Consider the following 20,097-nt stretch of genomic DNA (forward strand, 5'->3'; position numbering starts at 1 on the left):
TTTGGTGTTTATCAAGGTCTGTATAAATGAACGGCTTAAAACGCGCACACAGCGATACCCAATAGGACATTATGCTTATTCAACGTTGGCAAAAAAATCGAATTAAAGAGTCTGAGGTCACCGATGAGGCCGTATATAGAGATCGTCGCAGAATACTGAAACAGTTAGGCTTTTTAGGGGCAATGAGCGCTCTGTCACAATCTGCTCAGGCCGGGCCTTTCGATTTGTTTAAAAGCGAAGAAAAGCCAGAATTCGAGCGTAGGCCGCTTAATTTTAAAAAAGCGGATTCAAACGTGGCGTCTTTAACCGAAGAATCCACTGCCACCAGTTACAATAACTTTTACGAATTTGGTACAAGCAAAAGCGACCCGAAAGACGAGGCGCAAGATTTTAAGGTCGACCCTTGGACGCTTCAGGTTGATGGAATGGTCGAAACCCCCATTACTTTAAATTACGACGATATTTATAAGCGATTTACGCTTGAAGAGAGGATCTATCGTTTACGCTGCGTTGAAGCATGGTCGATGGTTATTCCCTGGATTGGGTTTTCTTTGGCAGATTTACTCAAAGCGGCCAAGCCTTTATCCAGTGCGAAATACGTCGCTTTTCAGACGCTATACGACCCTAAGCAAATGCCCGGACAACGCAGTCGTTTTGTGGGTGGTGGAATAGATTATCCTTATGTTGAAGGACTGCGTATAGACGAGGCCATGCATCCCCTCACCCTTATGAGCGTGGGTATGTATGGTCAAACGCTCCCCCCGCAAAACGGCGCTCCCATTCGATTGGTTGTGCCATGGAAATATGGCTTCAAAAGTATAAAGTCTGTGGTGAAAATTTCCTTAGTCGACAACGAGCCTCCTACCACCTGGAATATCTTGGCACCAGACGAATATGGATTTTATGCTAACGTTAATCCTAACGTTGATCATCCCAGATGGTCTCAGGCACGCGAGCGCCGAATTATGGGGAGTGGACTTAACGCCATGCAAAGAATCGATACGCAAATGTTTAACGGATACGATGAAGTGGCTTCACTATATTCCGGTATGGACTTGCGCAAACTTTATTGATGCTCCTAACATACACTAAGCTTTACTTTTTTTATAAAAGCGCCACTTTAGCGTTGGTGTAAATTATCTATGATGAATCTTACAACGCCAGTACGAGTGCCATCATACGGCATCAATGCTTTAAGGTATGCAATTCATGTTGTTGCATTTTGCTGGCTTGCCTGGGTGTATTACCTGGCGCTAAACGGAAGCTTAGACGGCGATCCTGTACAATATCTTCTTGACTTTAGCGGTATAGGAACCTTGCATCTGTTGATGCTAAGTTTACTTGTAAGCCCGATTGCAATGCGATTTAAATTCGCACAATTGATGCAAATTCGTAAGACGCTGGGCGTATATGCTGCAAGTTATGCACTTTTCCACTTTTATGTTTTTACTGCTTACGAGTTGCAGTACGAATGGAAACTTATCCTAAGCGAAATTGTTGAGCGCCCTTATATAACTGTAGGCATGGTAGCGCTTTTGATCTTAAGCGCTTTATTACTTACATCCCTTAATAAAATTAAGAAGCGAATGGGGAAAAACTGGCAAAAGCTTCATAATTTTACTTACCTGGCTCTCATTTTAGGATGCATTCATTATTTGTGGTCGGTCAAATCAGATTGGTATGAACCTGCTATTTATATAGTGCTTGCGACCATATTGCTGCTGTTTCGACGAAAAAAAATACAAAAAATCATCAAATAACACTTGCATGTTTATTTATACAGTATTACTGTTTACCTATACAGTATTTACTGTATGAATATCAAAAGCCCCTTTTTAGTTTTCATTTGTGAGAATTCTAAAAACAAGGGCACTAAAACAGGCCAGAGGTGGTGAGATGAGATTAACTAATTCAATCAGCAAAGCAGCAAGTCATGATCAAAACAATGCCAGTAAACTGCATGTTGAGTTATCTAACGTGTGTGCAGAACAGCTTAGTTTGCCGACAATGCAGAGTGTTTTACCCCTTGAAAATCAGCCAAAACAGTCTTACAAGCTTAAAGAGAAAGCCAGTTCTTTTTCTAAAATAGGTTTTTCAAACAAAGGCGCAACTATACACACCGCCAGCAAAGCTCGCTGGATATGTAATGTGTCAGAACATGTAAAATTGGCAAAAGGTGTCGAAAGAGCAATCAACATTAGCGGTAAAGGTAAATTCAGCCAGTATGAATTAATGGTAAAGTTGTTGAAAGCTGAAACTTGCGATGTCATTTATTTTGATTGTCAGCTAAGCGCTCAACAAATAGGTATATTGAAAATGCTGCAAGTGTTTTCGAAAACAGAACTCAAAAACGCACGCCTTGCAATGCAGTTTTCCAAAGCGGCGAGTTAAACTTATGCATCAAGCATAATGATTTGGTAGAGAAGTTGCGAGCTTTTTCCTTGTTGCTGATACAAAGCTCGCAATTTTCTTAAAGCAGCACAGTGCTTTCTGTACTTACTTTTTAAGATCGCCTGAAGCTGATTCCAGATGCGCTCTGACGAACCATTGAAATTGCTCTAGGTCGGCTAATTGGCTTATCAGCATATCTTCAGAAACAGGATCTAAATCACTCAATTTCTCAGCCGCTTTTCGGTGATCTTCATTCACGCCGTTGTATACCTCATCGAGCGCAGCTAAATGGTCATTGACCAACGCTTTTCCTAAGGAATAATCTTCCCAGCGACGACGCTCGACAATTGATTTTGGTGTGCCTACTGGCACCCCTCCAAGTGTTGCAATTCTTTCTGCAATGACGTCTGTCATTTCACGAACTACTTCAACCTGCGGGTCCAACATTTCATGAACGCCGATAAAATTAGGACCGACGACATTCCAATGAATGTGCTTGAGGGTTAGTTGAAGGTCGATTAAGGCAACCATTCGGTCATCTAATAATTCGATCGTTTTTTCTGCTTTTTTATTTGTCATACCGGGGGCGGTAAAGGATGCTTTTTTCGGCTTAGCCATGTTTTTCTCCTTCTGTTGTGTTCGCCAAAGTTGTCTGGCATAAGTAATTTCCACAGTGAGAGCAAAAGCTGTTCCGCTTAAGCAGAATTAAAGCTAAACGCTATAGCCCTTAAGTAGAAAGAAATTGGTGTTTTAATGAACGAAGGAGACTTGAATTTACCCTACGAAGGTACAGTAAATAATTCAAATATTTGTAAGTTCTACCCAAAGCATATTTAAGGGTTCACCGCTTTGCTTTGCCATGAAGAGTTGTAAAGTTCAGACAATACGCGTGTATGAGGTGTGGTTTTCAAATCCAGATAATCCACTTCGTAAGGTGAAAATAAACAAAGTGCAAAATGTGGACTGATTTGTTGATTGCTAATGTTTTGAACAGAATTTTCCCCGTCCTGATTGCCCGTTTTATCAGTTTTGGGCTCTGGAACAAAAAAGCCCTCCTGCGCACTTTTTGAAAGTTGCTGCCAGGCTTGTGTGATAAGTGCTTGATTTGATTCGCTTTGCGCGTCTTCTTGTGCGGTGAGGATTTGTACGTCGCAACTAAGGCGATATTGTTCTCGCGTTTTTACAAAGTACCAATGAAGTTCCGCTTTAGGCTGTATCTGCCAATGCTTAATCTTGTCACTTCGACAATCCGAAACTGCGCTCAAGGTATTGCTATTATCTAAAAAGCGCCTGAAAACCATAGTTCGCAGGCATGGCAAACCTGCCGGACTAACTGATGCAACCTGCATATACTTCGCTTCTGGTTTACTGCGACAAACATGTAAACTTCTGACTAAATCCTGACGCCAGCCGGGATAGTTCATGCGCGATTTTCCAATGGTCGTTTATTTATGCGATCAAATAACTGATAAAAGTTAGCGGTAGTTACCTCTGCCAACTCATCAACACTTATACCCTTGAGCTTTGCAACAAATTCACCAACTTCTTTTACATACTTAGGCTGGTTTTCCTTACCGCGATGAGGTACAGGCGCAAGCCACGGCGAATCGGTCTCAATTAAAAGCTTCTCAAGCGGGATGGCTTTAACGGTTTCCTGAAGGGCTTTCGCTGATTTAAATGTCACAATGCCTGAAATGGAAATATAAATACCCATTTCGATAGCGGCAAGCGCCATCTCTGTCGATTCGGTAAAGCAATGAAGTACCGCTCCGGTGCTTGTTTTGTAATGCTGATTGAGTAAAGCCAGCGTATCTTCTTGCGCGGCTCGGGTATGAATGATCAGCGGCTTTTCAACTTCGTTAGCAACTTGAATATGATCTATAAACGACGCTTTTTGAACAGACTTGGTATCTGCGCTGTAGTGATAATCTAAGCCAGTCTCTCCCACTGCAACCACATCCTCTCTTTGACAATGCGCAAGCAAGGTTTCAATATCACATACATCTTCATAATGAAGTGGATGAACGCCACAACTCATGGACACGTTTGGATAGTGTGATACGGTTTTTCGCATTTGCTCAAATTCTTTTACCGAAACTGCTACACATAGCATGTGCTCAACACCCGCGCTATGTGCATCGCTTACTATTGTGTCAAGTTGTGTACTCGCTTCTTTGAGCCGGTCTAAATGACAATGAGAGTCAACAAACATAGCACTCCTATATCAAATGCATTTTAAATTGTTAATTGGGTAAACTTGCAAACAATGAGGACAAAATTAACACTCGATTGAGCCCTGCTTGCCTGAGCTTTTTCGACGACTGTGTGGCAAGATCATAAACCCGCATCCACTGTGAGCCACTAACTTCCTGCCTGGATTTGTTAGATTGAATACTGACTGTAGCTTTGCTTTGATCAATACTTTGTTTTACTGCATTTGCAAAGGCTTGCATGCTCAATTGGGAAGTCCAGTTCACCGCATTAACCGCATGGTCTTTCCATTTATTTGCAATGTCTTCAACACTTTCGGTTTGCGCTAACAAGGCATTAAAATCACGTCTGAATGATTCAAAGTTCATTTTTTCATCGTCAAAATTCGCAAGGTATAGCAACGGAGACCCTTTATAGGCTTGCAAAGTGGCCTCATCAGGTAATGGAAAGCTGAGATTGTTGGCAGTCTGATATTGCTTTAAAAAGTTCAGGCTCTGCTCGTAGCTCGGCATATTTAAGCGAATTTTTTCGCAGCGACTTTTGATCGTTGCCAGTAAATACTGCGGCGCTGTTGTACTTAAAACAAGAAAAGTATGTTTTGATGGTTCTTCCAGTGTTTTAAGCAAAGCATTACTGGCAGACTCTGTCATGCGCTCTATCCCCTGAATCAACACAACCTTGTTTGCGCCAAGCTGAGCAGTTTGATTCACCTGTTCGATGGCTCCTCTTACTGCATCAACACCAATTTGCGTTGTGTCTGTCGTTACTTCATGAAAATCAGGATGGGATAGCGCTTCAAACAGCAAGCACGCCTTACACTTAAGGCAAGCATTATGATGACTTAGTTGCTGACATAATATTGATTTTCCCAGCGCTTTGGCAAGTAGCTGTTCACCACTTCCTCCCTCCGCCACCAATAAAATGCCGTGGTGCAACTGATTATTTTCAAGCCTCCCAACAAGCTTGTGTAAAGGACTTTTCAACCATTCACATGCATCCAAAGTGATGCCGGAATTATCCGATGTTAAGACAGTTTCTGATTCGATTGTTTTAGGCATATTCGACGATTTGTAAGCAACTATTTAAGTATGCAAACCCTTATCTGCTAAAAAGCCGCCAAGCGCACTCAGTGCATTAGCCTGAACGGTATTAATATCTTCACTGGCATCAATCGTAACAGCATTATGTAATTTGGCGATTTCGCTTTGATAGGTCTCGCGAGCACGCTGAAAAAACGCAAGTCCCGCCTGCTCAATTCTATCTAACTCACCCCGCCCGCGAGCACGTGATAGCCCCAGTTCAGGCTCTATGTCCAAGTATAAGGTAAAGTCAGGGCAAAAATCACCCAAGGTCATTTGTCGAAGTGTGGAGAGCGTAGCAAGGCTAACGCCGCGGCCACCGCCCTGGTAGGCAACTGAAGATAGGTCGTGGCGATCGCCCACCACCCATTTACCGGCCTTAAGCGCTGGTTTAATCACATTTTCAACGAGTTGACTTCTCGCAGCATACATCAATAGCAATTCCGTTTGCTGAGTGACCTTCTCTTCATCCCAGTTTTGCTTTACACACTCTCGAATCGCTTCTGCCATGGGCGTGCCGCCTGGCTCTCGGGTTGTGATGACTGAAAGTTGATGCGCCTCTAAATGCTTAACGAGCGCGCCAATCACGCTACTTTTGCCAGCACCCTCTAGGCCTTCTACAACAATAAATGCACTCAATGCTGCATCCTTATATTTAATTTGTATTTTATATTTAATTTGTATTTTGTTTTCGTTTCAACTGATAGAGCGAAACGGCTTGATTGTGCTCTTCCAGCGTTTGTGAAAATTCATGACTGCCATCGCCCTTTGCAACAAAGTAAAGATAATCGGTCAAATCCGGTTTTACTGCCGCTTCAAGTGAGGCAAGCGATGGCATTGCAATAGGTGTTGGCGGCAAACCATCAATTCGATAAGTATTGTATCGTGTCTTTTCACGCAAATGGGTGCGAGTAATATTTCCATCAAACGCTTCGCCGCTATCTATAATTCCGTAGATCACCGTAGGATCGGTCTGTAGTCTCATACCCAGTTCAAGTCGATTACTAAATACTCCAGCAATCAGTCCCCGCTCCGCGTCTACTGCCGTTTCTTTTTCAATTATTGAGGCTAAAATAAGCGCTTCATAGGGATGTTCAATGGGAATATCCTGAAATCGCTCTTGCCAAATGCGATCAAGATTTGCGTCCATGGCCTCAAAAGCCCGCTTTAAAATAGATAGTGCTGAATCATTGAAGGCATAAAAATAGGTGTCAGGTAGCAAGCAGCCCTCCAAGGAGGCAGACGGGTTTTCACAAAAATTGCTATCTCCCGTTTTTAGCTTTGAATATAACTCGTTAAACGGCGGAAGATCCTGATGAAGATTCACAGTTGATTCAATAAAAGCAAGCCATTGGTTTAACGTTAGCCCTTCAACAAGAGTGATACTAAATAGCGTTTCATCTGCCTTAATAATGCGTGTAAAAATCTCTTCAACTGTAGAATCTGGCGCAAATTCGTAATACCCCGCTTTAACTCGGGCGTATTCAGGCTGCATTTTGCGAAACACTCTAAACCACAGACTTTGTGCTTTGTCTACAGAAATGGGTAGCATGCGCCACACACTGCTTGCTGTCTGACCCGGTTTAAGGTGGATCACCAGCGCTTCATCAGGATTTGCAATTTTATCAGGTATTGCGCCTGCTTTATAAAAAACAAATGCAAGCGCGACTAAAAATAAACAAATCAGTGCCCCCAGGGCTATAAGCAGTTTTTTAAGCAAAATTATCACCCAGAATCTTATCGTAAAAAGGATGCACTATATCGTTAGAGAGAGTTTCCAGGCTTTCGGAAAGGTCAATGAATCGCTTTTGCTCGTCACCGCGCAGAGGTTGCTTAACTGCTTTCTGTAAACTTTTCACTAAACGCACGCCTTTTACTGCATTACTTAATAGCATCGCGTCAACATATTGAAATTGTGATTTGTGATGAGTAGCCTCAAAAACTGGGATATATTGCTCCTTCATAAATCTCATTAGCGCGTCTCGCATAATGCCTTTAACGCCAAGTTCCCTCATTGGCGGAGTATACCATACGCCACCAAGTCGATAGAAAATGTTTGCGCTACTGCATTCAATAACGTGGTCGTTCACATCGCATAATAAAAGCTCGTTGTACAGCACGCCTGCTCTAGCATTTTGATCGCTTGCTCGCACCTGGGTGAGTCTATTAGCGTGTTTAACGCCTTTTAATCCATCGTCAAATAAGGTCACGTCGCTAAAACCGAGCGTAAAGAGCGTTTTAGGCGGTAAAATAGCTTCGGTTGCATGCGTACTGATAATACATTGAGGGTGTTGTTTTGGCGGAGGCATATAGCCTCTGCCCCCTATTCCACGGGTGATCATGACTTTGATCACTGTTGGCGCCTGTACTTCCTTCTCGCATTTTGCAATTTCGTTTTGTAACAGCAGCCAGTCTTCGAAGGCGATTGCCAAAATGTCGCATGCATATTGAAGGCGTTGGATATGCTCAGGCAATAATAAAATTTTGCCGTCTTGGGCATACATACTGGTAAAACACGCATCACCATACTGCAAGGCTCTGTCTGCAGCTGGTATATGACTGGGATTAATTAAAATATTGCTACGATTTTTTGTATCAGGCATTCGCTGCTAAATGAAGTGATAAGAATTACTGCTGGTATTTAACCATAAAAAAGGCCGTAGTTAACGGCCTTATTTTACTTAGATTCGTTTAAACAGAATCGAACCATTGGTGCCACCAAAACCGAATGAATTACACAGTGCAAAATCGCCGCTAATATCGGCTGCCTTGTGAGGTACAAAATCCAAATCACAACCCTCGCCGGGTGCATCCAGATTAATAGTAGGTGGCGCTTTTTGGTCCCTCAGCGCCAATATAGCAAAAATGCTTTCAACCGAACCGGCAGCCCCTAGCAAATGGCCTACCATGGATTTAGTTGAGCTAACCTTGACTGTGGAAGCATGCTCGCCAAACACACGCTTGATGGCGTGAACCTCTGCCACATCGCCAGCGGGTGTCGATGTGCCGTGGGCATTAATATAGACCACATCTGCACACGAAACGCCGGCATCGTTTAATGCGTTTTCCATGGCATCCGCTGCGCCTTCGCCATCGGGAGGCGGTGAGGTCATGTGATAGGCATCACCACTCATGCCAAATCCTGCTATTTCAGCGTAGATTTTAGCACCGCGCGCCTTTGCTGCCTCATATTCTTCAAGCATGACTACCCCTGCTCCCTCGCCCATCACAAAGCCATCTCTGTCTTTGTCCCAGGGTCGGCTTGCCTGCTCAGGTGCGTCATTACGCGTCGATAATGCTCTAGCTGATCCAAACCCGGCAATAGCGAGCGGCGTTATCGACGATTCTGCCCCGCCGGCAAGCATGGCGTCTGCATCGCCGTAAGCAATAATGCGTGCCGCCAGACCAATATTGTGCACACCGGTTGTACAGGCAGTAACCACATTCAAATTAGGACCCTTTAAGCCTTCCATAATGCTTAAAAAGCCCGAAATCATGTTGGTGATAGTAGAAGGTACAAAAAACGGCGATACGCGTTTTGCGCCACTTTCAATTAACTTGCGATGATTTTCTTCAATTAATTGCAAGCCACCAATTCCTGAACCAATCGTCACACCAACGCGCTTCGCATTCTCAGTGGTAATTTCAAGACCAGAATCTTTAAGTGCCTGCATTCCCGCCGCAATACCTAATTGAATAAAGCGGTCCATTTTTTTGGTTTCTTTTTTTGGAATGTATGCCTCTACGTCGAAGTCTTTAACTTCGCCCGCAAAATGTGTATTAAAACTTGATGCATCAAAATGGGTGATTGGGCCGATACCACTTTTGCCGGCAAGAATGTTTTGCCAAGTGCTATCAATATCATTACCTAATGGTGATAGCATACCTAAACCGGTCACTACTACGCGACGTTTCGCCACCACGGCCTCCTAACTCAAACTAATCTTATAGAAACGAAAAAACGGCTCCCGAAGAGCCGTTTTCTTAAAATGGTAATTACGCGTCTTTATTAGCGTTAATATAGTCGATTGCCGATTGTACTGTGGTGATTTTCTCGGCTTCTTCATCAGGGATTTCTGTATCGAACTCTTCTTCAAGCGCCATTACTAGCTCAACAGTGTCCAAAGAATCAGCTCCTAAATCATCTACGAACGAGGCTTCTGGCTTCACTTCGTCTTCTTTTACGCCTAGCTGTTCAACAATGATCTTTTTTACGCGTTCTTCGATGTTACTCATAATTACAGGTTTCCTTTACATACCTTGTTTTTAAAATTATCTCGGCTAGTTTATTGCCCAAACCGAGACCATGCAAGTCTAACCTCCAATTTACCCGGTGGTCAAACCACAAAATTTCGACTAATGGTGAATAAGTGTGCGAATTAGATAACCTTTAATCAAAATATTTCCCGCCAATCTTTACAACTGTCTCTACGACGTTTTTTACTACAATAATATAGTGCGATATTTACGACACTGCAAAATGCCAACATACATGCCTTAATGCTTTCTGTCGAGTCCGAATTGTCATATCTTGACTTACAAGCTCTTATCCTAAAATTCGTTATTCCGCATCAAGCCCATGCAACAAGCCTTAAGCCATGTGCATGCCGCCGTTTACATGGATCGTTTCGCCAGTAATATAGGCAGCGGCATCAGAACATAAAAACCCGACTGTCGCCGCAATCTCTTCTGGCTGACCTAAGCGATTGGCAGGTATATCTTTAAATATAGCGGATTTTTGTTCTTCTGTTAGGCTTCGCGTCATATCGGTATCAATGAAACCGGGCGCAACAACATTCACGGTAATACCTCTTGAAGCAATTTCGCGTGCCATTGATTTACTAAAACCGATGACTGCCGCTTTTGCTGCTGCATAATTCGCTTGTCCGCCGTTCCCCGTTGAGCCCACAACTGAACCAATGGATATGATGCGACCATTTTTCTTTTTCATCATGCCGCGCATCACCGCTTTTGAAAGCTTAAACACAGATGTTAAATTGGTTTGAATGATGTCATTCCACTCGTCATCTTTCATGCGCATTAATAAATTGTCTCGGGTAATGCCGGCATTGTTAATTAATACATCTGGTGCACCAAATTCTTCATTGATATTCGCTATGACCTCAGCAATAGAAGCATCGTCAGTGACATTCAACTTTAAGCCTTTACCCTTGCCAGTGGATGAAATGTAATCTGAAATGGCCTGTGCGCCATTGTCACTGGTCGCTGTACCAATTACTGTGGCACCCTGTTTTAATAATTGTTCCGCAATGGCTTTACCAATGCCACGGCTGGCGCCTGTTACCAATGCTACTTTTCCAGTTAAATCGAACATAATATGCCTTTATCTTTTTAAAGTTATAGATCAGATGGGGCGCTAAATGAAGAAAGCACCAAAGATTTATCGATACGTTTATTTAAACCTGTGAGTACCTTGCCAGGCCCTATCTCAACTATCTCTTCCACGCCTTGCTTAACGAGATACTGAACCGTCTCTGTCCATCTGACCGGGCTGTAGAGTTGTTTTACCAAAGCCTGTTTGATCGCATCTGCCGTACTTTCAACATTAACATCTACATTGTTTACGACAGCATACTTTGGTTCATGAAAGCTTATTTGCGCCAATCGGGCTTCAAGTGCATCGGCAGCGGGTTTCATCAATGCGCAATGCGATGGCACGCTTACAGCAAGCGGTAAAGCGCGTTTTGCACCAGCCTCTTTACACGCCTCGCCCGCCAGCTCAACCGCTTCTTTATTACCTGCAATGACGATCTGTCCCGGAGAATTAAAATTCACTGGCGATACGACCTGAGAGGTTTCTTTGGCAACTTGGGCACAGATAGTTATGATCTTTTCGTCGTCCAAACCGATTATCGCATACATCGCCCCCGTGCCACTGGGTACCGCGTCTTGCATGTATTTACCACGCGCTTCAACGAGCGACACTGCATCTTCTAAAGACAGAACTTCACTCGCGACTAAGGCCGTGTACTCACCAAGTGAATGACCAGCGAGGTATTTTGGCGCTAATTCTTTTTCATGTTGCAAAACCCTAAACGCTGCGATACTGGCTGTTAACAATGCAGGTTGAGTAATGTGGGTTTGATTAAGCTTTGTTCCATCATCGTCTTGAGTGAGCTTCCAAAGATCATAACCTAAAGCGTCAGACGCCTGTTCAAAGGTTTGAGTAACAGAAGAAAAATTGTCAGCTAACTCTTTTAACATTCCGACCGACTGCGAGCCTTGTCCGGGAAAAACGCAAGCTAATTTACTCATGGTTGAGTTCCTTTAATCATATATGGCATAAAGCCATGTCGAATTTATTATTGTATGAAAGTCAGTATTTTACGAGAGCGGACGCCCAAGCAAAACCACCACCAAATGCTTCAAGTAAGAGATGCTGGCCCCGTTGAATTCTGCCGTCTCGAATTGCTGCATCCAAGGCAGTAGGTACCGTTGCTGCAGACGTATTTCCATAGTTTTGCAGCGTAATAACCACCTGATCCAGCGACATATTTAATTTTTTCGCGGTCGCTTTGATTATTCTGAAATTTGCCTGATGGGGTACCAACCAGTCAATATCTGATTTTTGCAGATTATTTGCTTCAAGCGTTTGTTCAACAATTTCGCTCAACTTTGTTACGGCAACTTTAAACACTTCATTACCTTTCATAGCGCCCCAATTCTCATGAACAGAGGCCTCGTCTCCATGTTGAACGTGCCCAATTTGCAATAAATCGCCATAGGAACCGGCAGCATTGATATGGGTGGATAAGATTCCTGGCTCCTCAGATGCTTCAATAATAGTAGCACCTGCGCCGTCTCCAAATAAAATAATCATGCTTCTGTCGGCAGGGTCAATCATGCGTGATAAACAGTCAGTTCCCACAACCAATATGCGTTTAGCCATACCGCTCTTGATATACTGATCAGCAACACTCAGCGCATAACAGTAACCGGCACAGGCAGCCGCCACATCAAACGCCGGAATATTATCTACGCCTAAAAACTTTGCGATTTCACAGGCTGAACTTGGTAACGCGTAACGCCCGCTGGTTGTTGCACAAACAATCATATCAATGTCGCTAGCCTGCATATTTGCGGCATCAAGTGCGTGTTTTGATGCTTCATAGCCCATAGTGGCAGCGGTTTCATTTTCACCTATGATGCGTCTTTCTTTAATACCGGTTCTATCGGTTATCCATTCATCTGAGGTATCTACCATCGACTCTAGATGCGCATTTGTGCGCACTTCGCTTGGAAAATAACTACCTGTGCCGACAATTCGAGAATAAGTAGGCGCTGCTGGCATGAATTTTAGTGCTCCATTAATTCGTGTTCGATTTTTGTTTTTATTTTATTTGGCACATCTTGTGTGACCTCAGCAATGGCTTGTTCAATTGCATAAAAGCACGCATCCGATGATGCATTTCCGTGACTTTTAACCACTGTGCCGCGCAATCCTATCAGACTCGCTCCGTTATACTGGTCGGGGTTCATTCGTTGATAAAGATTTTTAAGTATTGGAAGCGTAAGTTTGCTTAACAAACGAGCAAGCCATGTTTCTTTAGTGATCGCTTTTATTTCATTCACAACAAGTTTCGCAATACCTTCACTGGCTTTTAAGGCAACATTGCCGGTAAAGCCATCAGTCACCACAACATCGACATCTCCGGAAAATATTGTATCCCCCTCAACATAACCAATGTAATTAACCGATTTGCACTGATTAATGAGTTTGTCAGCGTGTTGGATAAGACTATGCCCTTTAATTTCTTCCTCACCCACGTTTAACAATGCAACGCGTGGTGCTTGCACGCCTTCTACTTCTTGCATCAACACCGAGCCCATTACCGCGTACTGAAGCAAATTTTCAGCGTCGTAATTAACAGATGCGCCCAAATCAAGCAAGAGCACCTTGTGTTTAGCCTGTGTAGGCAGCGCTGATACTAATGCAGGTCTAGATACGCCGGGGATCGTTTTAAGAACATAGTAAGCCATTGTCATCAATGCACCGGTGTTGCCGCAACTGACGCATGCGCTGGCTGCGCCCTGCTCAACCAAATCGAGCGCCACTCGCATGCTGGAGTCTTTCATTTTTCGCAAGGCAAGTGTGGGTTTGATATGCATGTCAACAACCTGCGAACAGTGTCGAAATTCAATGCGGGATTTATGCTGAGAATTGATGTGATCTGATATAGAGTCTAAAGCGCTTTTGTCACCACAGACAATGAATTGAAGTTTTGGGTGAGCGTGTAAAGCGCGTTTTATAGCGGGCAAAAAAACATGGGGGCCGCGATCGCCCCCCATGATATCTAACGCTATGGTTATCATTAAAAAGACCTAAGCCTTATTTTTCGATAACTTTCTTACCTTTGTAGAAGCCATCGGCTGTCACATGGTGACGACGATGAGTTTCACCAGAGGTTGAATCAACAGACAAAGTTTCTGCTGTTAGCGCGTCGTGAGAGCGACGCATACCGCGTTTTGCTCTCGTTTTACGATTTTGTTGTACCGCCATAGGTTACTCCTAGTCTCGCTTAAGCTCTTTTAAAACCGCAAATGGGTTTTCTCGCTCAGGTTCCGGTTCAATCTTTCCAAAGCTCATATCTTTTGCTTTAACTGCGCAATCTTCTTCTGCGTGAAGTGCAACAATCGGCAAGGATAAGATAGCTTCATCTTCGATTAGTTCGAACAGATTGATTTCTCCATGGTCATTGACCTCAACCGGCTCATAAGCGTCGGGTAACAAGTCTGTTTGTTCACTCCCCTGCACGGGAGAAAAACAAAACGACGAATCCACATCATATGGATACGCTTGATTACACCTTTGACAAATAAGCTTTACCTGTACTGCTAGTGTACCATGAAAATAAGTAAGACCCTGCGCGTCTTTTGCAAACTCAACTTTCACTGCTACATCAGATAAAACTGAATCTACTGTTTCCTTAAATCGTTTCATGTCTTGAGCGACATAAACCCCTTCATAAGAAGAACGTTTTTGTGCACTTTTAACTGGATCGAGGCGTTTTGGTAGTTTCACATTTGTCATAGCGCGCGCATAATATAGACTTAAGTCCTTTTAGTCAAAGAATTTCATTATGAAAACGCAACAAACGCCTACCAAAAATTTGCACAATGCTTCTTACAATAGTGAGCCAAACAATCCTGCTATTGTTTTAGCTTCGTCTTCTCCCTATCGTGCTAAGCTACTCGGGCAACTGGGACTGGTATTTGAACAACTCTCGCCAGATATCAACGAAAATCCGCATCCAGATGAGGTGCCAGAAGTTTTGGCCAAAAGATTAAGCGCTGAAAAAGCGCAAAAGGTGCACTCAACTATGCCTGAGTACATTGTTATTGCGAGTGACCAAGTCGCTTCTATAGAGGGCTCAAATTATATTCTCAACAAACCTCAAACTATGAGCAAAGCTGAAGAACAGTTAAGTGCCTGTAGTGGCAAAACTGTTCACTTTTACACGGGCTTGGCTGTTTTAGCGCCACCACAACTTGCGCACAGACAAAAATGCAATGCGCTTCAAGTTTGCGTAGAACGCTATAGCGTGACTTTCAGAAAATTAAGTGAAACGCAAATACGTAGTTACATAAATAGAGAAAACCCTCTAAATTGCGCCGGAAGCTTTAAAGTAGAGGGTTTAGGGATTGCGCTATTTTCTCATATGGATGGTCGCGACTATAACGCCTTAATTGGCTTGCCTTTAATTGCTTTGACAGATGCACTAAATCGCCTGGGCATAGATGTTCTTACTATGGCTTCTCAAGCGTAAAGGTTTCTGTTTGATCAAACTTCGCAAACAGACTGTCAATGACGATATTCACCTTATAATCACCTTCAAGGAAAGGTTCATTGCCCGGCGTTTCAAATGTGATTCGATTAATCGTGCGTCCGGAAACGCGTTTGCGCGCGATAGTATCACCCTGAGGGTCAATAAGGCTGACTAGCATGCGTTCACGCGGATTAAAATTAAACACCGCTCTGATATCAATACCTTCCACACAAACCCAGTTTCTGTCAAAACGACGATCACAATAATTTGGCTGAACTTCAAATTGTTCAAAAGATAAAGGACCGGTAGGTTCTAATTCATCTAATAGTTCTTCTTGTTTGACCTGAAGCTCACTTAACAAATTATTTAAGCGCTCGTTTTCTGCTTCACTAGCAAGCAATTGTGCTTGTAAATCTGCTAATAATGGCTGATTAGTATCGGTCGAAGTTGTGTCAGCGGCATCATTGAGTGATGCAGCTATACCCGCCCCTAAAACAGCCTCTGCGCTTTGCAAGCCTGCCACTTGCGTTGTATCGTTAGCAGCGTTTTCTTGCAAGGCGGCAATTTGTAAGTTGGCCTCCTCTACATTAGCTTGCAAGTCTCTCACTTGTGCTTCAAGGGCTTGCTTTTCAATTTCAAGCGCGTCAATTGATGCCTGAAATTGATTAGTTGATGCATTACAGGCTTGGGCATCAGATTGCGCAAGGTTTAATGCGGATTGCAGACGGCTTACCTCAGCGGGCAAGCCTTGATTGTCATTTTCAAGCTCAGGACAAGATACTGACGCGTTGGCCTGATTCATCTCCATTTCCTTTTCTCTTATCTTTGCTTGAAGTTGTTCAATACTGCTTTGCTTTTCGCTGATGCTTGCGCTTAATTCAGTTACTTGCTCTTTAAGAATATTATTTTGTCTTTCAGTTTCAGATAGTCGGGAAGCAAGATCTCTATTGTCTTGTATCAATTCTTTTGACTCGGTATTGCTATCAGAATTGACTGCGCTAGTTTGACCCGCCAATATAAATAAATATATTCCCGCTATCACCAGCAAAACAGCCACACCTAGTGCGTACTTGGCTATACCGGGCAAAAGGCTTGGTGCAAGATTTTGTGAAAGTTTATCCATGGTTGTAAACCTATTTAAAACATTGTGCTCACTCAGTGAACAAAATTTACCATTAAAAGCATGTCATAAGGCACTTAAAAATATATAAGTTATAAATTAAGACACCTAAAAAGTGCAGGCTTGATGCTTAAATTGTGCGAAAATTCATCCAAAGTTAATATTGTTTAGGCATAAGTAAATGAGTAAGATAGCTGTCAAAATGGATGCAGGCCATATGTCTGGTTATCGTCGTCATAACACCTTTGTTTATGGATACTAAAATGGATTTACGCATATTTAAATATAACTTTGCTCTTCGCATCTTCACGCTTGTGACTCTCATATTTACGAGTAGCAAATCTTTTGCAGTAAGCGATTTTTTGAGCTCGCAAAGCCCTCAGTTTTTAATGTCGCTTGTTTATGTCCTTATCGGCATGATGCTAATTTTATTAGCAGTTCCGATTGCTCTTATCTATTTTAATGCTGCAAAAGTGAAAAAGCATGAGCAAGAGCGAAACGAGCATTGTCGCATCCTGGATTTGTTTAATACCGGCGCCATTTACGTCGACAATGACGGCAAAGTTATTTACAGCAACCGCACTGCCAATAAGCTTTTTGGTCAAAGCGCGCAAGGCATGTATAACCATTATTTTGCAAATTTTATTGATAAAGATTCAGTTGATAATGTTAAAAAGGGTTTATTCTCAAAACCGTCGTTTATTGATGCCAAAATTAAAAACAATGAAAAAGTTATTAGCATTTATTTTGGTGAGTCGCTACAACTGGGTAAACATTCCAGTCGAATCTTGACGATTAGAGAAACAGACTCGCTGAATTTAATGGAAGCGAATTCTGCATCAAGCGCCCCACAAGATGCTGCCATGAACCAAACGCCGGCAACTCAGGATGTCAATATCGGACTTGACGAGCTTGCTAATAAACAAATCAATGACTTATTGACCCTTTCTCCCGTCGCTATTGGCACACTTAATGGGGACCATGAAATTACCAGCGCGAATCCGGTAATGATTGAACGCCTCAAATACGATGAAAAAGAACTCAAAAAGGGTAATATTTATAAACTCTTTTTTGACCCAGAAGAAGCGGGTACCACTGCCAAACACTTGAATACGCGGCAGGAACTCAATGATTTTCATGTAAAACTCAAGGGCAAAGACGGCAAAGTTTACCCAGGGGAACTGACGGTTAAATGTGTAGATGAAGATAATCAGCAGTTTTTGTTCTGGATCATCAACCGCTCAGACGAGCAGTTCCAGCATGACAAATTTGAGTCACTGCTTCAACACAGCAAAATGCCTATGGCGATTTTGACCAACGATGGTTTTTCCAAGGTAAACGAAGCAGCTTGTGCGTTTTTCAATGTAGAAGACGAAAAACAGCTTCTTGGTGTTTATCCCCATTCAACAAAGCTTAACAAGGGAATCAATCAGGCAAACGAATTAGCCAGTTTGCTTAATGACGTTAAATCACAAAACGAAGTAAAACACTTAACCTGGACGCATGTTATTAACGAACAAGACGTGCCTTGTAAGATAACCTTTATCCCAATATTTAAAGATAACGCCTTTGATTCAATATTGTGCACCTGGCATGACCTGAGTGCGCTTTACAAAGCAGAAGTTGCAGCGCAAGAAGTTTTTTCCAAACAGGAAAAACTGCAGTCATCTCTTACTGAAGCGCAGGATATGCTCACACAAAGTCAGCGCACATTAAAAGAAAAAACCGCCTTGATCGACCGTTTGGAAACTGAATTGGATCAGGTACAAAATCAAGCAGAGACTCTTGAGTCTTCTTTATCTGAACTAAAAGCACAAGCCGGAAAAAGCGATGAAAGCAGACAACAGCTTGAGCAAGAGCTTAAGGAACACAAAGATAAGGCGCAGTCACTTATTGAGGAGCACCAGAAAACGCAACAAATTATAGATGCGCTTAATCATGAAAAATCACAGTTTGCTGCTCAGGCAGAGCAGGCCCGCATGCATGCAGAAGAAATTAAAAAAGAACAGCAGCAAACGCTTGAGCGCCTAACAGCAGAAAAAGAAGAAACTATTGGCCAACTGGAACAAGAAAAACAATCCTTGAGTGAGCAACTTACTCACTTGCAAGAGGAGCTTGAAGACAAGCAATCAGCTTGGTCAAGTGCAGAAGATAAAATTGTGGCCTTAAAACAATCTTATGAAGATGAACTATCGCAGCTTCGAAGTGAGACAGACACTCAGCGAGAAGAAATTGAACAGCAGATAAGAGCAGACTTCGAAGCGCGTATTCAAAATGTCACTGAACAAGCAGAATCAGAAAAAGCGCGCATTAAAGACGAACAGGCAAGTCTTGAGATTAAGATAAGTGAGCTTAACAGCGCACTTGAAGCAAAGTCAGAAGCCTTAGAGTCTCTTAATCAAACACTGGATGAAAAAGACTCTCAGCTTTCTGCAAAGGAGCAAAATCTAAGCGAATTGCAGCAGCAGCTTGAACAATCCAGAGAACAACTTGAAGAACTTCATGAACAGCTTGATAAAGAGCGTCGAACTGCACAAGAGTCCATTGGTCAACAGCAAACCTTAATTGAGCAGGAAGACGAGCTGAAAGCTGAACTTGAAGAAAAAACACAACTGATTAATGACCTACAAATTCAGCTCGAAGCAATAGCCAGTGCTTCTGAGCAAGAAAAAGCCGCTATTAGTCAAGAGCAGGCAGAGAAAGCCTCTGCGCAAAAAGCCGAGTTAGAAAGCGCTTTAGAAAGCGCTCAAAAGGAAAATCAATCGCTTCAGGAAAAGCTTAACGAATATGAGTCATCGGTAAAAAAAGCTGATGCAAAGCTGCAGCAGCATCAGTCTGAGCAAGCTCAGCTTGAGTCTGCCATTGCGCATGTGCGTCAGCAAGTAGCGAGATTAGAAGAAAATCTTGCTGATACACAACGGGAAAAAGAGAGCCTCAGTGAAAAACTTAGCGCCTCTGAACAACAGGCAAATGAAAAGCTAACAAGCTTAAAAGCGCAGCTTGATGAAGCTAAAAAAGCGCAAGCGGCAAGCAAAGAAGAAAAAGTTCCGGTTATCGAGCGGGGCATAGATATGCAAAAGCAGGCAAAAGAACAGGCTGCGGCTGCGTCTCCTACTCACCGTCCAGACATCGAAAAGCTCCCCTTGCCTAATCGGCCTGAACTTTGGTTTGATATAAAAAGCTATTTAGCGACTCAAGGTGCCGTCACCACCCTTACCTCTTCGCTACTGTCGCTGATGAAGGAAATCGAAGACTATATAAAACACGAAGAGGCAATGATCGACGCAAACAATACCGCGGGTATCATTGAGTCTTCAAAGCAGTTGCTTGGTTTGGCGAAGAAAATCAATTCAGTTCCATTGCTTGAGTTAGTCGAAAGCCTAAACAAAGACTGTAAAGAAGGAATGATAGATAACGTGACTATTCGCTGGCCTGCAACCAAGCTAGCCTTGCAGCGCAGCTTACGAGCGATTTATCAGCAGTTGAAAATATAAAACTTACTTATAAA

General features: G+C 42.9%; 21 protein-coding genes. 5 read left to right on the forward strand and 16 right to left on the reverse strand.

Annotated features, from left to right (window positions below):
* Window positions 1-71 precede the first annotated feature (71 nt).
* The 3 genes from msrP to D6V41_RS14595 all read left to right on the forward strand — a co-directional run bounded on the left by msrP (window position 72) and on the right by D6V41_RS14595 (window position 2,391).
* Complete coding sequence (gene msrP / locus D6V41_RS14585) at window positions 72-1,073, forward strand: protein-methionine-sulfoxide reductase catalytic subunit MsrP (RefSeq protein WP_136252270.1); 1,002 nt, start codon at window positions 72-74, stop codon at window positions 1,071-1,073.
* A gap of 69 nt (window positions 1,074-1,142) precedes the next feature.
* On the forward strand, window positions 1,143-1,760 hold the full coding sequence (locus D6V41_RS14590) for a protein-methionine-sulfoxide reductase heme-binding subunit MsrQ (RefSeq protein WP_136252271.1): 618 nt from the start codon (window positions 1,143-1,145) through the stop codon (window positions 1,758-1,760).
* Window positions 1,761-1,896: 136 nt separating this feature from the next.
* On the forward strand, window positions 1,897-2,391 hold the full coding sequence (locus tag D6V41_RS14595; protein WP_136252272.1) for a hypothetical protein: 495 nt from the start codon (window positions 1,897-1,899) through the stop codon (window positions 2,389-2,391).
* 105 nt (window positions 2,392-2,496) lie between these two features.
* Here D6V41_RS14595 and dps read toward each other — a convergent pair whose 3' ends face one another.
* From dps to yceD, 15 genes are all read right to left on the reverse strand, one after another.
* The gene (dps, locus tag D6V41_RS14600) at window positions 2,497-3,009 is read right to left on the reverse strand and encodes a DNA starvation/stationary phase protection protein Dps (RefSeq protein WP_136252273.1); all 513 of its coding nucleotides are present in this window, start codon (window positions 3,007-3,009) and stop codon (window positions 2,497-2,499) included.
* A gap of 215 nt (window positions 3,010-3,224) precedes the next feature.
* The gene (locus D6V41_RS14605; RefSeq protein WP_136252274.1) at window positions 3,225-3,815 is read right to left on the reverse strand and encodes a pyridoxamine 5'-phosphate oxidase family protein; all 591 of its coding nucleotides are present in this window, start codon (window positions 3,813-3,815) and stop codon (window positions 3,225-3,227) included.
* The gene (locus D6V41_RS14610; protein ID WP_136252275.1) at window positions 3,812-4,603 is read right to left on the reverse strand and encodes a TatD family hydrolase; all 792 of its coding nucleotides are present in this window, start codon (window positions 4,601-4,603) and stop codon (window positions 3,812-3,814) included. The genes D6V41_RS14605 and D6V41_RS14610 overlap by 4 nt, the downstream gene beginning before the upstream one ends.
* A gap of 31 nt (window positions 4,604-4,634) precedes the next feature.
* Window positions 4,635-5,660: a DNA polymerase III subunit delta' gene (locus tag D6V41_RS14615; RefSeq protein ID WP_136252276.1), complete on the reverse strand. Its 1,026-nt coding sequence runs from the start codon at window positions 5,658-5,660 to the stop codon at window positions 4,635-4,637.
* 24 nt (window positions 5,661-5,684) lie between these two features.
* Window positions 5,685-6,320 carry a dTMP kinase gene (gene tmk / locus D6V41_RS14620; protein WP_136252277.1) on the reverse strand — a complete coding sequence of 212 codons (636 nt, stop codon included), beginning with the start codon at window positions 6,318-6,320 and terminating at the stop codon, window positions 5,685-5,687.
* Window positions 6,321-6,354: 34 nt separating this feature from the next.
* Window positions 6,355-7,401: an endolytic transglycosylase MltG gene (mltG, locus tag D6V41_RS14625; RefSeq protein WP_136252278.1), complete on the reverse strand. Its 1,047-nt coding sequence runs from the start codon at window positions 7,399-7,401 to the stop codon at window positions 6,355-6,357.
* Complete coding sequence (gene pabC / locus D6V41_RS14630) at window positions 7,394-8,284, reverse strand: aminodeoxychorismate lyase (protein ID WP_136252279.1); 891 nt, start codon at window positions 8,282-8,284, stop codon at window positions 7,394-7,396. The genes mltG and pabC overlap by 8 nt, the downstream gene beginning before the upstream one ends.
* A 78-nt stretch (window positions 8,285-8,362) precedes the next feature.
* The gene (gene fabF, locus D6V41_RS14635; RefSeq protein WP_136252280.1) at window positions 8,363-9,601 is read right to left on the reverse strand and encodes a beta-ketoacyl-ACP synthase II; all 1,239 of its coding nucleotides are present in this window, start codon (window positions 9,599-9,601) and stop codon (window positions 8,363-8,365) included.
* Between the two features lie 76 nt (window positions 9,602-9,677).
* On the reverse strand, window positions 9,678-9,917 hold the full coding sequence (gene acpP, locus D6V41_RS14640; RefSeq protein WP_136252281.1) for an acyl carrier protein: 240 nt from the start codon (window positions 9,915-9,917) through the stop codon (window positions 9,678-9,680).
* A 355-nt stretch (window positions 9,918-10,272) separates the two neighbouring features.
* Window positions 10,273-11,016 (reverse strand): 3-oxoacyl-ACP reductase FabG, encoded by a 744-nt coding sequence (fabG, locus tag D6V41_RS14645; protein WP_136252282.1) that lies wholly within the window; start codon window positions 11,014-11,016, stop codon window positions 10,273-10,275.
* Between the two features lie 23 nt (window positions 11,017-11,039).
* The gene (gene fabD, locus D6V41_RS14650; RefSeq protein ID WP_136252283.1) at window positions 11,040-11,957 is read right to left on the reverse strand and encodes an ACP S-malonyltransferase; all 918 of its coding nucleotides are present in this window, start codon (window positions 11,955-11,957) and stop codon (window positions 11,040-11,042) included.
* A gap of 61 nt (window positions 11,958-12,018) precedes the next feature.
* Window positions 12,019-12,993 (reverse strand): beta-ketoacyl-ACP synthase III, encoded by a 975-nt coding sequence (locus tag D6V41_RS14655; protein WP_136252284.1) that lies wholly within the window; start codon window positions 12,991-12,993, stop codon window positions 12,019-12,021.
* A 5-nt stretch (window positions 12,994-12,998) separates the two neighbouring features.
* Window positions 12,999-14,015, reverse strand: a complete 1,017-nt coding sequence (gene plsX / locus D6V41_RS14660; RefSeq protein WP_136252285.1) for a phosphate acyltransferase PlsX — start codon at window positions 14,013-14,015, stop codon at window positions 12,999-13,001.
* A 16-nt stretch (window positions 14,016-14,031) separates the two neighbouring features.
* Complete coding sequence (rpmF, locus tag D6V41_RS14665) at window positions 14,032-14,202, reverse strand: 50S ribosomal protein L32 (protein ID WP_136252286.1); 171 nt, start codon at window positions 14,200-14,202, stop codon at window positions 14,032-14,034.
* Window positions 14,203-14,211: 9 nt separating this feature from the next.
* On the reverse strand, window positions 14,212-14,733 hold the full coding sequence (yceD, locus tag D6V41_RS14670) for a 23S rRNA accumulation protein YceD (protein WP_136252287.1): 522 nt from the start codon (window positions 14,731-14,733) through the stop codon (window positions 14,212-14,214).
* A gap of 49 nt (window positions 14,734-14,782) precedes the next feature.
* Here yceD and D6V41_RS14675 point away from each other — a divergent pair, with 49 nt between their 5' ends.
* Window positions 14,783-15,469, forward strand: coding sequence for a Maf family protein (locus tag D6V41_RS14675; protein WP_136252288.1), 687 nt, complete (start codon window positions 14,783-14,785; stop codon window positions 15,467-15,469).
* Here D6V41_RS14675 and D6V41_RS14680 read toward each other — a convergent pair.
* Entirely contained in the window at window positions 15,450-16,592 is a 1,143-nt protein-coding gene (locus D6V41_RS14680; RefSeq protein ID WP_136252289.1) for a hypothetical protein, read from the reverse strand. The two genes, D6V41_RS14675 and D6V41_RS14680, sit on opposite strands and share 20 nt — an antisense overlap.
* A 260-nt stretch (window positions 16,593-16,852) precedes the next feature.
* Between D6V41_RS14680 and D6V41_RS14685 the strand changes: the two genes are divergently transcribed.
* A complete protein-coding gene (locus tag D6V41_RS14685) occupies window positions 16,853-20,083 on the forward strand; it encodes a PAS domain-containing protein (RefSeq protein WP_168711051.1) in 3,231 nt (1,076 codons plus the stop codon).
* Window positions 20,084-20,097 lie beyond the last annotated feature (14 nt).

It is taken from the genome of Ningiella ruwaisensis, assembly GCF_004798935.1.
GTDB classification, from domain to species: Bacteria; Pseudomonadota; Gammaproteobacteria; order Enterobacterales; family Alteromonadaceae; genus Glaciecola; species Glaciecola ruwaisensis.